Source organism: Micromonospora sp. NPDC048835 (genome assembly GCF_040649995.1).
In the GTDB taxonomy this organism is placed as follows: Bacteria; Actinomycetota; Actinomycetes; order Mycobacteriales; family Micromonosporaceae; genus Micromonospora.
In genome coordinates this window covers 1-13,529 of sequence record NZ_JBEZGM010000002.1, presented here as the reverse complement: position 1 = coordinate 13,529, position 13,529 = coordinate 1, and the positions used below count along the sequence as shown (strand labels likewise).

General features: G+C 70.1%; 11 protein-coding genes. 8 read left to right on the top strand and 3 right to left on the bottom strand.

Going from position 1 to position 13,529, the window contains the following annotated elements:
• Positions 1 to 37 precede the first annotated feature (37 nt).
• Both AB0C15_RS02475 and AB0C15_RS02470 read left to right on the top strand, forming a co-directional pair.
• Positions 38 to 4,405: a HAMP domain-containing protein gene (locus AB0C15_RS02475; RefSeq protein WP_357347921.1), complete on the top strand. Its 4,368-nt coding sequence runs from the start codon at positions 38 to 40 to the stop codon at positions 4,403 to 4,405.
• Positions 4,402 to 4,956 (top strand): response regulator, encoded by a 555-nt coding sequence (locus tag AB0C15_RS02470; RefSeq protein ID WP_357347919.1) that lies wholly within the window; start codon positions 4,402 to 4,404, stop codon positions 4,954 to 4,956. The genes AB0C15_RS02475 and AB0C15_RS02470 overlap by 4 nt, the downstream gene beginning before the upstream one ends.
• Positions 4,957 to 4,970: 14 nt before the next feature.
• Here the strand turns inward: AB0C15_RS02470 and AB0C15_RS02465 are convergent, their stop codons facing one another.
• Complete coding sequence (locus AB0C15_RS02465; protein WP_357347917.1) at positions 4,971 to 5,306, bottom strand: STAS domain-containing protein; 336 nt, start codon at positions 5,304 to 5,306, stop codon at positions 4,971 to 4,973.
• A gap of 179 nt (positions 5,307 to 5,485) precedes the next feature.
• Here AB0C15_RS02465 and hemL point away from each other — a divergent pair, with 179 nt between their 5' ends.
• Genes hemL through ccsB form a run of 6 tightly spaced genes read left to right on the top strand, consistent with a single transcriptional unit; the run spans position 5,486 to position 11,460 of the window.
• A complete protein-coding gene (gene hemL / locus AB0C15_RS02460; protein WP_357347915.1) occupies positions 5,486 to 6,823 on the top strand; it encodes a glutamate-1-semialdehyde 2,1-aminomutase in 1,338 nt (445 codons plus the stop codon).
• A 6-nt stretch (positions 6,824 to 6,829) separates the two neighbouring features.
• Positions 6,830 to 7,477 carry a histidine phosphatase family protein gene (locus tag AB0C15_RS02455; protein WP_357347913.1) on the top strand — a complete coding sequence of 216 codons (648 nt, stop codon included), beginning with the start codon at positions 6,830 to 6,832 and terminating at the stop codon, positions 7,475 to 7,477.
• On the top strand, positions 7,477 to 8,046 hold the full coding sequence (locus AB0C15_RS02450; RefSeq protein ID WP_357347912.1) for a TlpA disulfide reductase family protein: 570 nt from the start codon (positions 7,477 to 7,479) through the stop codon (positions 8,044 to 8,046). Before AB0C15_RS02455 ends, AB0C15_RS02450 begins: the two co-directional genes overlap by 1 nt.
• Entirely contained in the window at positions 8,046 to 8,864 is an 819-nt protein-coding gene (locus AB0C15_RS02445) for a cytochrome c biogenesis protein CcdA (RefSeq protein WP_357347910.1), read from the top strand. The genes AB0C15_RS02450 and AB0C15_RS02445 overlap by 1 nt, the downstream gene beginning before the upstream one ends.
• Positions 8,864 to 10,489 (top strand): cytochrome c biogenesis protein ResB, encoded by a 1,626-nt coding sequence (locus tag AB0C15_RS02440; RefSeq protein ID WP_357347908.1) that lies wholly within the window; start codon positions 8,864 to 8,866, stop codon positions 10,487 to 10,489. The genes AB0C15_RS02445 and AB0C15_RS02440 overlap by 1 nt, the downstream gene beginning before the upstream one ends.
• Complete coding sequence (gene ccsB, locus AB0C15_RS02435; RefSeq protein WP_357347907.1) at positions 10,489 to 11,460, top strand: c-type cytochrome biogenesis protein CcsB; 972 nt, start codon at positions 10,489 to 10,491, stop codon at positions 11,458 to 11,460. The genes AB0C15_RS02440 and ccsB overlap by 1 nt, the downstream gene beginning before the upstream one ends.
• Positions 11,461 to 11,530: 70 nt before the next feature.
• Here ccsB and AB0C15_RS02430 read toward each other — a convergent pair whose 3' ends face one another.
• Positions 11,531 to 12,817 (bottom strand): hypothetical protein, encoded by a 1,287-nt coding sequence (locus AB0C15_RS02430; protein ID WP_357347905.1) that lies wholly within the window; start codon positions 12,815 to 12,817, stop codon positions 11,531 to 11,533.
• Between the two features lie 182 nt (positions 12,818 to 12,999).
• Positions 13,000 to 13,248, bottom strand: coding sequence for a hypothetical protein (locus AB0C15_RS02425; protein WP_357347903.1), 249 nt, complete (start codon positions 13,246 to 13,248; stop codon positions 13,000 to 13,002).
• Positions 13,249 to 13,529: the final 281 nt, after the last annotated feature.

Genomic DNA, 13,529 nt, shown 5'->3' with positions numbered 1-13,529 from the left:
CCGCACGGACCGGCGCCCCCGAGTTGAGCGAGGAATGATGACCACGGCGAAGCAGTCGGTGGCGGATCCGTCCGCGCCCGACCACGAGGCGCTCCTCGGCGAGCTGACCGAGGCACTGCGACGGATCGGTCGCGGCGACCTGAAGGTCCGACTTCCCCGCCGCGCGGGCGCGGCCGGTGAGGTGGCGGACGCCTTCAACGAGGTGGTCTCGCTCCAGGAGCGGCAGTACCTCGACCTGCGGCGGATCAGTCGGATCGTCGGTCGCGACGGCCGGCTCACCGAACGGCTCGACGACGAGGGGCTGGACGGCTCGTGGGCGGAGGGGCAGCGGGCCATCAACTCGCTCATCGACGACCTGGGTCGACCCACCACCGAGATCGCCCGGGTGATCGTGGCGGTCGCCGACGGTGACCTGTCCCAGCACATGGCGTTGGAGATCGACGGTCGGCCGCTGCGCGGTGAGTACCTGCGCATCGGCCGCACGGTGAACACGATGGTGGACCAGCTGTCGTCGTTCTCCAACGAGGTCACCCGGGTGGCCCGTGAGGTGGGCACCGAGGGCAAGCTGGGTGGGCAGGCCGACGTGCGGGGCGTCGCCGGCACCTGGAAGGACCTCACCGACTCGGTCAACACGATGGCGTCGAACCTGACCGGCCAGGTGCGGTCGATCTCGCAGGTCGCGACGGCGGTGGCCAAGGGCGACCTGTCGCAGAAGATCACGGTCAGTGCGCGTGGTGAGGTGGCCGAGCTGGCCGCCACGATGAACTACCTCACCGACACGCTGCGGCTCTTCGCCGAGCAGGTGACCCGGGTGGCCCGTGAGGTGGGCACCGAGGGCAAGTTGGGTGGGCAGGCCGAGGTGCCGAACGTGGCGGGCACCTGGAAGGACCTGACCGACAGCGTCAACTCGATGGCGTCGAACCTGACCGCCCAGGTCCGTAACATCGCGCAGGTCTCCACGGCGGTGGCGCGCGGCGACCTGTCGCAGAAGATCACGGTGGCGGCGCAGGGCGAGATCCTGGAGCTGAAGGACACCGTCAACACGATGGTGGACCAGTTGTCGTCGTTCGCCGACGAGGTGACCCGGGTGGCCCGTGAGGTGGGCATCGAGGGCAAGCTCGGCGGCCAGGCCCAGGTGCGCGGCGTCTCCGGCACCTGGCGGGACCTCACCGAGAACGTCAACCAGTTGGCCGGCAACCTGACCAGCCAGGTCCGCAACATCTCCCAGGTTTCCACCGCGGTGGCCAAGGGTGACCTGTCGCAGAAGATCACGGTGGACGCGCAGGGCGAGATCCTGGAGCTGAAGAACACCGTCAACACGATGGTGGACCAGCTCTCGTCGTTCGCCGACGAGGTGACCCGGGTGGCGCGTGAGGTGGGCACCGAGGGCAACCTGGGCGGTCAGGCGCAGGTCAAGGGCGTCAGCGGTACGTGGCGGGACCTGACCGACAACGTGAACTCGATGGCCTCGAACCTGACCAGCCAGGTCCGCAACATCGCCTCGGTGACCACGGCGGTGGCGAAGGGCGACCTGTCGCAGAAGATCACGGTGGACGCGCGGGGCGAGATCCTGGAGCTGAAGTCGACTGTCAACACGATGGTGGACCAGTTGTCGTCGTTCGCCGACGAGGTGACGCGGGTGGCGCGTGAGGTGGGCACCGAGGGCAAGCTCGGCGGTCAGGCGCAGGTACGCGGCGTCGCCGGCACGTGGCGCGACCTGACCGACAACGTGAACTCGATGGCCTCCAACCTGACCGCCCAGGTGCGGAACATCGCCCAGGTCTCCACGGCGGTGGCGAAGGGCGACCTGTCGCAGAAGATCACGGTGGACGCGCGGGGCGAGATCCTGGAGCTGAAGTCGACCGTCAACACGATGGTCGACCAGTTGTCGTCGTTCGCCGACGAGGTGACCCGGGTGGCCCGTGAGGTGGGCACCGAGGGCAAGCTCGGTGGCCAGGCGCAGGTCAAGGGCGTCTCCGGCACCTGGCGCGATCTCACCGACAACGTGAACTCGATGGCCTCGAACCTCACCAGCCAGGTCCGCAACATCGCCTCGGTGACCACGGCGGTGGCGAAGGGCGACCTGTCGCAGAAGATCACGGTGGACGCCCAGGGCGAGATCCTGGAGCTGAAGTCCACTGTCAACACGATGGTGGACCAGCTCTCGTCGTTCGCCGACGAGGTGACCCGGGTGGCCCGTGAGGTCGGCATCGAGGGCAAGCTCGGTGGCCAGGCGCAGGTGAAGGGCGTATCCGGCACCTGGCGGGACCTCACCGAGAACGTCAACCAGCTCGCCTCGACGCTCACCACGCAGTTGCGGGCCATCGCCCAGGTGTCCACCTCGGTGACCCGGGGCGACCTGACCCAGCGGATCGCGGTCAAGGCGCAGGGCGAGGTCGCCGAACTGAAGGACAACATCAACCAGATGATCGTCACCCTCCGGGAGACGACGAAGAAGAACGCCGAGCAGGGCTGGCTGGACTCCAACCTGGCCCGGATCGGCGGCCTGTTGCAGGGTCAGCGCGACCTCGGCGAGGTCTGCCGCATGATCATGACGGAGGTGACGCCGCTCGTCGACGCCCAGCTCGGCGCCTTCTTCCTGGCCGACGACACCGACGGCAGCATGCGGCTGAAGTTGACCTCCTCGTACGGGTACGTGGCACGCGGGCACGACGTCACCTTCGGGCCGGGTGAGGGGCTGGTCGGGCAGACCGCGCTGTCCCGTCGCACGATCCGGGTCAGCGCCTCCCCGAACAGCCGGCTCACCCTGCGCTCCGGGCTGGCCGAGACACCGCCGTCCGACCTGGTGGTGCTCCCCGTGCTGTTCGAGGGTGAGCTGCTCGGGGTGATCGAGTTCGCGAGCGTGTCGGCCTTCTCCGAGCTGCACCTGTCGTTCCTGGAGCGGCTGGTGCTCACCATCGGCATCGCGGTCAACACCATCCAGGCCAACCGGCGTACGGAGGAGCTGCTGGCCCAGTCGCAGCGGTTGGCGCACGAGATGCAGGAGCAGTCGGCGGAGTTGCAGCGCACCAACGCCGAGCTGGAGGAGAAGGCCACGCTGCTGTCCGAGCAGAAGGGCAACATCGAGACGAAGAACCGGGAGATCGAGCTGGCGCGGCTGGGCCTGGAGGAGAAGGCGCAGCAGTTGACCCGGGCGTCGGCGTACAAGTCGGAGTTCCTGGCGAACATGAGCCACGAGCTGCGGACGCCGCTGAACTCGCTGCTGCTGTTGGCCCGCCTGCTGGCCGAGAACTCGGAGCAGAACCTCAGCCCGAAGCAGATCGAGTTCGCCCGGACCATCCACGGCTCCGGCTCCGACCTGCTGCGTCTGATCGACGACATCCTCGACCTGTCCAAGATCGAGGCGGGTCGGATGGACGTCGAGCCGACCGAGATCCGCTTCACCGAGCTGCGCGGCTTCGTCGAGCAGGCGTTCGCGCCGCAGGCCGAGGAGAAGAACCTGGACTTCCAGGTACGGGTGAGCAAGGATCTGCCGCCGGCGTTGGTGACCGACGCGCAGCGGTTGCAGCAGATCCTGCGCAACCTGCTCTCCAACGCGGTGAAGTTCACCGACAACGGTGCGGTGACGCTGCGGATCGCCCCGGCTGCCGACAACGCGGTCTTCGACGTCCCGGCGTTGACCAACGCCCAGCAGGTGATCGCGTTCACCGTGATCGACACCGGGATCGGCATCTCCGACGACAAGCTGTCGATCATCTTCGAGGCGTTCCAGCAGGCCGACGGCACGACAAGTCGCCGCTATGGCGGCACCGGCCTGGGTCTGTCGATCAGTCGTGACCTGGCCCGCCTGATCGGCGGCACCATCACCGTCTCGTCCGCGCCCGGCCAGGGCTCGACCTTCACCCTGTTCGTGCCGCAGGTGCTGGCCCCGGACGCCGTGGTCGCGCCGCAGACTCCGTCTCCGCAGCGGGCCGGCCTGCCGTCGTCGCTGCTGATGCCGCCGCTGGAGCTGCTGCCGGAACGGCCGGAGGCACCGGCCACCCGTCAACTGGACGGCGCCACGGTGCTGATCGTGGACGACGACGTTCGCAACGTCTTCGCCTTGACCAGCGCGTTGGAGCTGCACGGGATGACCGTGCTGTACTCGGACAACGGGGCGGACGGTGTCCGCCTGCTGGCCGAGCACCCGGAGGTGGACATCGTGCTGATGGACGCCATGATGCCCGACCAGGACGGTTACGAGACCACCCGGCAGATTCGCCGCAACCACCGGTTCGCCGACCTTCCGGTGGTCTTCCTGACCGCGAAGGCGATGCCGGGCGACCGCGAGTCGGCGCTCGCCGCCGGGGGCAGCGACTACATCACCAAGCCGGTCGACCTGGACGATCTGATCGAGCTGATGTCGTCCTGGATCAACGGCAGCCGGACCGAGGAGACTTCGTGACCCAGATCGCCAAAGCGCTGCTCGTGGACGACCGGCGGCAGAATCTGACGGCCCTGGAGGCGATCCTCCAGGGCCTGCCGGTCCAGTCCGTGGCGGTGGAGAGTGGCGAGGCGGCGCTCAAGCAGTTGTTGGTGGACGACTTCGCGGTGATCCTGTTGGACGCGCAGATGCCGGACATGGACGGCTTCGAGACGGCGAGCCACATCAAGCGCCGCGAACGGACCCGGCACGTGCCGATCATCTTCCTCACCGCCGCCGACCGGGACGCCCAGCTCGCTCTCCGCGGCTACCAGGTGGGCGCGGTGGACTACCTCACCAAGCCGTTCGACCCGTGGGTGCTGCGGGCCAAGGTGTCGGTCTTCGTCGAGCTGTGGGTGAAGACCCGGCAGTTGGCCACCCAGTCGGACCTGGTGCGGGAGCGCGACACGCAGTGGCGTCGGCTCACCGACGCGGTCGACGAGGCGACCGCACTGCTCCGCTCGGACGACCCGGAGGTCCGCGACCAGGCGGTACGCCTGCTCGAACAGGCCCGCTGGGGCAACACCGCCTGACCGGGCGGGACGACTCAGCCGGCGGGCTGGTCGTTGCGGATCATCAGGGCGCTGCGGAGGCCGGTGATGTCCAGCACCCGGATCAGGAAGTCGCCCACGTGCGTCAGCATCAGCAGGCTCTGCGCGTGACTGGCCTTGCGGCTGAGCACGACCAGGGTGCCCAGCCCCTGCGAGTCGCAGAAGGTGACACCGCCGAGGTCGAGGATGATCTTCGGGGGCGGGTCGGTCAGCACCTCGTTGACGACGGTGGAGAGCTGCGCCGCCGTGAGCATGTCGATCTCACCGGCCAGGCGCAAGACTGCTTCGTCGCCCGTCCGGTGTAGCGTGATGGACAGTTCGGCACGATCCACCCGGTCAGCCTAGCGCGATCCGACTGACCTGGCCTGTCGAGGCCGCGAGCCGTCGCCGTCCAGGCCACGGGGCCCCCGTGTTCGAGGCCGCTGACCGGCGCGGGTGACGGGTGAGCCGGGTAACCCGACCACGGGGTGGCTGCTGGTTGACCGCCCGGCGCTGTCACAATGGCGGCATCGTGACCGACATCTTTTCCGCCGGATCCGGCCGCTACCCAGCCGATGCGCCGGCCTCCGAGGCCCTGTTCGACCGCGCCCGCGCCATCGTGCCGGGCGGGGTGAACTCCCCTGTGCGCGCCTTCCAGGCGGTCGGCGGCGCCCCGCGTTTCATGGTCCGTGGCGAGGGCCCGTGGCTGTACGACGCCGACGGTCGCCGCTACGTCGACCTGGTCTGCTCCTGGGGTCCGCTGATCCTCGGGCACGCCCACCCGGAGGTGGTGGAGGCCGTCCAGACCGCCGCGGCCCGGGGCACCAGCTTCGGCACGCCCACCCCGGGTGAGGTGGAGTTGGCCGCCGAGCTGGTCGACCGGACCCCGATGGAGCAGGTCCGCCTGGTCAACTCCGGCACCGAGGCGACCATGTCGGCGATCCGGCTGGCCCGTGGCTTCACCGGCCGTTCCAAGGTCGTCAAGTTCGCCGGCTGCTACCACGGGCACGTGGACGCGTTGCTCGCTTCCGCCGGCTCCGGCGTGGCCACCCTGGGCCTGCCCGACTCGCCCGGCGTGACCGGCGCGGCGGCAAGCGAGACGATAGTTCTTCCGTACAACGACATCCGGGCCGTCGAGGAGGCGTTCGCCGCCGAGGGCCCGCACATCGCCGCGGTGATCACCGAGGCCGCCGCCGGCAACATGGGCGTGGTGGCCCCCCGCGACGGCTTCAACCAGCAGCTCGCCCGGATCGCCCACGCACACGGCGCGCTGCTCGTGGTGGACGAGGTGATGACCGGGTTCCGGGTCTCCCGCTCCGGGTGGCACGGCCTCGACGCCTCCGACGCCGACCTGTGGACGTACGGCAAGGTCATGGGTGGTGGCCTGCCCGCCGCGGCGTTCGGCGGGCGCGCGGACATCATGGCGCGGCTCGCGCCGGCCGGCCCGGTCTACCAGGCCGGCACCCTCTCCGGTAACCCGCTCGCCTGCGCCGCCGGTCTGGCGACCCTGCGGCTCGCCGACGACGCGCTCTACCGCAAGCTCGACGACACGGCCGCCGTCGTGGGCAAGCTGGCGTCCGACGCGTTGGCCGCCGCCGGGGTCCCACACCGCCTGTCGTACGCGGGCAGCATGTTCTCGATCTTCTTCACCGACGCCGACGTGGTCGACTACGACAGCGCGCGCACCCAGCAGGTGCCGGCGTTCAAGGCGTTCTTCCACGCGATGCTCGCCGCCGGGGTGTACCTGCCGCCGAGCGCGTTCGAGTCGTGGTTCGTGTCGGCGGCGCTCGACGACGCCGCTCTGGAGCACATCGCGGCCGCGCTGCCGACGGCGGCGAACGCGGCGGCGGCGGCTGGTCACGGGGGGTAGTCAGCAGTGGCGAAGACAGTGGTGCATGTGCTGCGGCACGGTGAGGTGCACAACCCGGACCAGATCCTCTACGGCCGGCTGCCCGGTTTCCGCCTGTCCGAGCTGGGCGTACAGATGGCCAAGGCCGCCGCGCAGGGCCTGGCCGAGCGGGAGATCGTGCACGTGGTGGCCAGCCCGCTGGAGCGCGCCCAGCAGACCGCCGAGCCGATCGCCGCCCAGTTCGGGCTGCCGGTCGGGGTGGACGAGCGGCTCATCGAGAGCGCCAACTGGTTCGAGGGCAAGAAGGTCTCCCCGGGGGACGGGTCGTTCCGTGACCCGCGCAACTGGTGGGTGCTGCGTGACCCGGTGACGCCGTCCTGGGGTGAGGCGTACCGGGTGATCGCCGAGCGGATGTTCGCCGCCGTGCACGCCGCCCGGGTCGCCGCCGAGGGGCGCGAGGCGGTGCTGGTGTCGCACCAGCTTCCGATCTGGACGTTGCGCCGGCACGTCGAGCGCAAGCGGCTCTGGCACGACCCGCGCAAGCGGCAGTGCGGGCTGGCGAGCCTCACCTCGTTCCACTTCGACGGCGCGAAGGTGGTGGGCATCGGCTACAGCGAGCCGGCCGCGCACCTGATCGCTCTCTCCGCGACAGCCCGGACGGCCAAGGGGGCCTGATGAACGCCCGGAGGTGGACCGCCGGTCTGCTCGCCGCCGTCGCCGCGGTGGCCCTCGCCGGCTGCACGTCGTCGAAGGGGCAGGAGAAGACCTGTACGACGACCACCGACGGGATCTTCGAGTGCGCCCCCGACCAGCGCTCCGCACCACCGAAACTCGCCGGTGAGCTGCTGCTCGGCGGCAGTTACGACGTGAGCCAGGCGCGCGGCCAGGTGGTCGTGGTCAACTTCTGGGGTTCCTGGTGCGCGCCGTGCCGCGCCGAGGCGGACGACCTGGAAGCCGTCTACCAGGCCACCAAGGCTTCCGGGGTCAGCTTCCTCGGCATCAACGTCCAGGACCAGCGGGACAAGGCCAAGGCGTTCGAGCAGGGCCGGGTCACCTATCCGAGCCTCTTCGACCCGGCCAGCCGGCTGGCGCTCGACCTGGACATCCCGCCGAACACCGTCCCGGCGACTGTGGTGCTGGACCGGAACGGCCGGATCGCCGCGGTGATCCGCGCGGCAGTCAAGCAGGAGGGCCTGCAACCGATCGTCGAACGGATCGCCGCCGAGAAGCCGGCGTCGAACTGATGGGCGAGACCTTCCGGAATCTGGCGCTGAACGGGCCGCTGCTGCTCGCCATCGGCGCGGCGGCGCTCGCCGGGCTGGTCAGCTTCCTGTCCCCGTGCGTGCTTCCGCTCGTCCCCGGTTACCTGTCGTACGTGACCGGCCTGGCCGGGGCCGACCTGGAGGGCCGGCGGGCGCCGGCGGACCCGGCACCCGGCGGCGCCGGCGGTGTCGCGGTCAGGGAGCGGGCCGCGACAGCGGCCGTCAAGGGGCGGGTGCTCGCCGGCACCCTGCTCTTCATCGGCGGCTTCACCGTCGTCTTCGTGGCCACCGCGATCCTCTTCGCCGGCATCGGTCGGGTCTTCTTCGACTACGAGCGCGAACTGCAGATCGGCGTCGGTGTGCTGATCATCGTGGCGGGGTTGAGCTACCTCGGGATGATCCCCGCCCTGCAACGGGAGTTCCGGATCTCCCGGCTACCGTCGGCCGGGCTGCTCGGTGCGCCGGTCTTCGGGGCGGTCTTCGCGCTCAGTTGGGTGCCCTGCACCGGCCCGACCCTCGGTGCGGTGATGGGCATGGCCACCGCAAGCGGCCAGAGCGACCGCGCGGTGGTGCTCGCGGTGGCGTACTGCCTCGGGCTGGGGATACCGTTCGTCGTGTTCGGGCTGGGCTTCGAACGCCTGCTCGGGGTCTTCCGCGCCGTCCGGCGCAACAGCCGCTGGGTCACCCGGGTCGGCGGTGCCCTGCTCATCCTGATCGGCCTGGCGCTTGTCACCGGCGGATGGCAGAGCTTCGTGATCTGGTTGCAGACCACCGTCGGGGTGGGCGAGGTGAGCATCTGATGACGGTCGTCGACGATCGGCCGGAGACCGTGGCGCCCGCGCCCCGCCGCCGGCCCAACCGGCTGCTGGCCCTGCTGCGCAACTCGTGGCGGCAGCTCACCAGCATGCGTACGGCGCTGATCCTGCTCTTCCTGCTCGCCGTCGCGGCCATTCCCGGCTCGGTGCTGCCGCAGCGTGGGATCAGCCCGGAGAAGGTCAACGAGTACTTCGTCGACCACCCGGACTGGGCTCCCCGGCTGGATCGGATCGGCGCGTTCGAGGTCTTCGGCTCGGTCTGGTTCTCCGCGATCTACCTGCTGCTGTTCACCTCCCTGATCGGCTGCATCACGCCCCGACTGCGCGACCACGTCCGGGCCCTGCGGTCCCGGCCACCGGCCGCGCCGAAGCGGATGGCCCGGCTGCCGCAGCACACCGTGCTGCCCGCCCCACCCGGCGGGGTCGCGGCCGTGGCCGAGGTGCTGCGCAAACGCCGCTGGCGGGTGCAGGTGCGCGGCGACGAGGTCTCCGCCGAGAAGGGCTACCTCAAGGAGACCGGCAACCTGCTGTTCCACACCTCGCTGATCGCGGTGCTGATCGGTGTGGCGCTCGGTTCCTGGTACGGCTGGAGCGGCAACCGACTGCTGGTGGCGGGGGACGACAAGGCGTTCTGCAACACCCGCCAGCAGTACGCCGAGGCGAAACTCGGCCCTCGGGTGGACAGCGCCGACCTGCCCCGTTTCTGCCTGCGGCTGGACGACTTCGAGGCCCGGTTCCTGGAGAGCGGTCAGCCGGACTACTTCAACGCGAAGGTGACCGTCGACGGCCCGGACGAGCCGACCCGCAGCGCGAACTTCTCGGTGAACTCACCGCTGCGTCTGAAGGACGCGAGCGTCTACCTGCTCGGCCACGGGTACGCCCCGGTGATCCGCTACACCGACCGGTTCGGCAACAGCCAGATCAGCGACGACCCTTTCCTGACCACCGGCGACATGGGCCTGACCAGCGAGGGGTTGGCGGCCTTCCCGGACGCCAACGTTGACCCGGCCACCGGGCAGCGGGCGCCGGACCAGCAGATGGCGTTCACCGGCATCTACCTGCCCACCGCACCCGACCAGGCACCGTTCGCCCGTTCGCTGTACCCGACCGAGCGCAACCCGGCACTGAACCTCGTCGCCTACCGGGGCAACCTCGGCCGGGACGCCGGCATCCCCGGCTCGGTCTACCAGCTCGACCAGCGGCAGGTACGGACCGGCAAGGTCAAGGAGGTCGGCACCAAGCTGCTGCGCAAGGGCGAGACCTGGACGCTCGACGACGGGGCGACCGTCGAGTTCCTCGGCACCAAGCGGTACGTCACCCTCTCCGTCCGGCACGACCCCGGCGCGACGCCGCTGCTGGTGAGCTGTGCGGTTCTGCTGGTGGGGCTGATGGGTTCGCTGTTCGGGCGGCGTCGCCGGGTGTTCTTCCGGGTGGTGCCGGGCGACCCCGGAGAAGGATCTCCGACAAGCGGTAGTAGCTTGATGGAGGTCGGCGGGTTGCCGCGTACCGACTATCCCGGGTTCGCCGAGGAGTTCACCCAACTCGTCGCCGCGGTCAAGGGCGACGAGCCAGCGGCCGAACGGTCCGGCGTGCGAGAAGGAGCCGAGTGATGTCCGCACTCTCCGACAATCTGGTGACCTTCGCGATCCTGGCGTACCTGGTCGCGATGATCGGCCACGCCGTGGAGTACGCGCTGGGCAACGTGCGTACCCGGGTCGCGACGGCAGCGCCGGTGCGGGAGCTGGTGACCGCCGGCGGCGGTGCCGCCCCGACGCCGCCCGCGCCGCCCGCGTCGCCGCCGACGTCCGACCGCACCGCCGGGCGGGCCCGGCTCGCCGGCCTGATCGGGGTGGCCGCCACCGCGGTCGCCGCTGCGCTGCACCTGGCGGCACTGGTTACTCGCGGGCTCGCCGCGGACCGGATGCCCTGGGGCAACATGTACGAGTTCGTGCTCACGGTGACGTTCATCGGGGTCGCCGCCTGGCTGGTGGTGCTCTGGAAGCGGCAGTCACTGCGCAAGCTCGGGCTCTTCCTGACCCTGGTGATGGTGCTTCTGGTCGCCACCGCCGAGCTGGTGCTGTACGTGCCGATCGTGCCGCTGGTGCCGGCCCTGAACTCGTACTGGTTCATCATCCACGTCTCGACGATCGTCTTCGCGTCCGGCATCTTCCTGCTCGGCGTGGTGCCGGCGGTCGGCTTCCTGATGCGCAACGGGTACGAGCAGGGCAAGCGGAGCTTCCCGTACACCCTGGCCAAGCGCCTGCCCGGCGCGGTCGGCCTGGAGCGGCTGACCTTCGCGCTGCACGCGTTCGCGTTCCCGATCTTCACCTTCGCGGTGATCGCCGGTGCCATCTGGGCCGAGGCGGCCTGGGGTCGGCCGTGGGGCTGGGACCCGAAGGAGACCTGGGCGTTCATCTCCTGGGTGGTGTACGCCGGCTACCTGCACGCCCGCGCCACGCCGAGCGTCAGGCGCAACGTGGCCACCTGGATCGCGGTGCTCGGCTTCCTCACCATGCTGATGAACCTGTTCGGCGTGAACATCTTCTTCACCGGCCTGCACTCGTACGGCGGGCTGGACTGACAGTGGCAACACGATGCGGGCCGGTCACCGATTCGTCGGTGACCGGCCCGCATCGTTCGAACGGCCTCCGTCAGCTCACCGTGACCGGGGCGATGTCGTTGCCCGGGTTGTCGTCCACCCGCGGGTAGCGACCGACCGGCTGGACCTCCCCGGCGGACCCGCCGAGACTGTCGATTCGCAGGTCGAAGGTGGCCGTCTTGCTGGTCCCGGCGGGGAACACCGCTCCGGGGCCATTGCAGTACCAGGTCTTCGCTGTCGCTCCGCCGTCCTCCTCCTCGCCGCCGGGCGACGCGCAGCCCGGCGGGTCGGCCAGCACGGTGACCCCGGTGGGCGGGGTGAAGGAGAACGCACCGACGGTGTCGCCGGAGTTCGTGCCGTCCGGCACGCCCGGGCCGTCGTTACGGATGCCCACTGTGACCTGGACAGTGTCGCCGACGGCACCGGTAACGGCGGCGCCCTGGGCGACGATGTCGAAGGCGCTCTGGACCTCCCACAGGTAGGTCTGACCGCCGGCGCCGTTCACCTCGACCGGGATCACGTCGAGCGCTGCGAATACCGGCCGTAGCCGCAGCGCCTGGTCGGCGTCCCGGCTCCTGAGCTTCACCCCGCTCGGGAGTGGGCCGGCGCTGGTCAGTGGCTCCACGACCTGGGTGATCCGCGTGTCGCCGAGCGTCGCCGGGCCGACCGTGGTGGTGAGCCCGCCCCGTAGCTCGTGGCGTTGGCCGGGCGCGAAGGTGCCCCGCACGGTGCAGACGACCACTGTGGCGAGCACCTGGTCGGTGCCGTACCGACAGTTGCGGTAGCTGGCCGGCACGAGGCCCACCGAGAAGCGCATGGTGAGCCGCAGATCCACGGCCGGCTGGTCGCCGGCATTGACCACGGACACCGCGAGGGGGAGCGTGTCGCCCACGTCGACGCCGGTCAGGTATTCGTCGACCCTGTCGAGCAGGTCGGGCCCGGACCGCACGGTGACCGTCGCCTGCTGGGTGTACGCCTCGGTCTGGTCGCCGAGCGCCGTGTAGTCGAGGGTGCCGGTCGCGCCGTCGACAGCGCCGGGCGCGGGCCGGAACACCACCGGCACGGTGCCGGTGAGCGTGCCGGACTCGTCGATGGCCGTCGGTGGCATCGGGCAGGTCACCGAGGTGCCCTGGGTGACGCAGTAGTCGGGGAAGCTGACGGTGGCCACACCCGCCAGGCCGGTCAGGTCGATGGTCACCCGGGGCTGGTTGGCCTCGGTGCTGGTCAGGGTCAGCGGTGCCGTGCGGCCGGGAGCGCCGGGGCCGCCAACCGTGACGTCACCCAGCCAGCCGTCGACCCAGCCGGGGTCGTCCTCGGCCGCGGCCGGGCCAGCCGCCATGGCTACCCCTGCGGTCCCCACGACCAGCGCGGTCAGACCGCGCAAGAGCCTGCCACGCGCAACGTGCACAGATCTCATCGATCTCCTTGGTGAGGGATGAGCCGATCCGAAAAAGCCGGGTTTGCGGCACCCCGACCCGACCGGCATCCATGATCTTAGAGATCGCCTGTGACAGTTCTCGATCAGTCGACCAGGTCGCGGCCGTCGTCGGAACCGGGCCCGGCCGGTGCCCGCCGCGCCGGTCGCCAGGCCCGCAACGCCCGCTCGACCTGGACGGTGACCTGGTAGGACACCTCCGGTAGATCGGCCAGCTCGATCCGCTCGCCGCGCATCGCCAGTTGGGCGTGCAGCTCCCGGGCGACGGCGTCACGAAGCTCGACCAGTAGGGGCGACAACCCGTCCGGGTCGCCGACGACGTAGGCGTCCGACATGGGTCCACTCTGCCCGGTGTTCCGCCGTTCCGCGATGAACGGTGAGATGTGTCCACCGGGCTTGACCAGCCGTGGTCGGCAATGTGGCGGTGTCCCGCGCCCGCTCGGCAAGATCAACTCGGCTTTCAGGAAATCGGGCTGTCCTGCGGCCTTGGGTTCAAGTGGTTGTTGCAACGGGGTGGATTCTCGTCAGGATGAGGAGTCATGCCGGGGCAGAGGTTGTCGTCCGCGGAGCGGGCGCAGATTGAGGTGTTGTTCGGTCAGGGGATGAGCTGTCCGCA

Coding starts and splice junctions, on each gene's coding strand:
- AB0C15_RS02475 (WP_357347921.1), top strand. CDS start 38: ATGACCACGGCGAAGCAGTCGGTGGCGGATCCGTCCGCGCCCGACCAC.
- AB0C15_RS02445 (WP_357347910.1), top strand. CDS start 8,046: ATGGGCGAGACCTTCCGGAATCTGGCGCTGAACGGGCCGCTGCTGCTC.
- AB0C15_RS02430 (WP_357347905.1), bottom strand. CDS start 12,817: ATGGCGGCTGGCCCGGCCGCGGCCGAGGACGACCCCGGCTGGGTCGAC.
- AB0C15_RS02440 (WP_357347908.1), top strand. CDS start 8,864: ATGACGGTCGTCGACGATCGGCCGGAGACCGTGGCGCCCGCGCCCCGC.
- ccsB (WP_357347907.1), top strand. CDS start 10,489: ATGTCCGCACTCTCCGACAATCTGGTGACCTTCGCGATCCTGGCGTAC.
- AB0C15_RS02425 (WP_357347903.1), bottom strand. CDS start 13,248: ATGTCGGACGCCTACGTCGTCGGCGACCCGGACGGGTTGTCGCCCCTA.
- AB0C15_RS02450 (WP_357347912.1), top strand. CDS start 7,477: ATGAACGCCCGGAGGTGGACCGCCGGTCTGCTCGCCGCCGTCGCCGCG.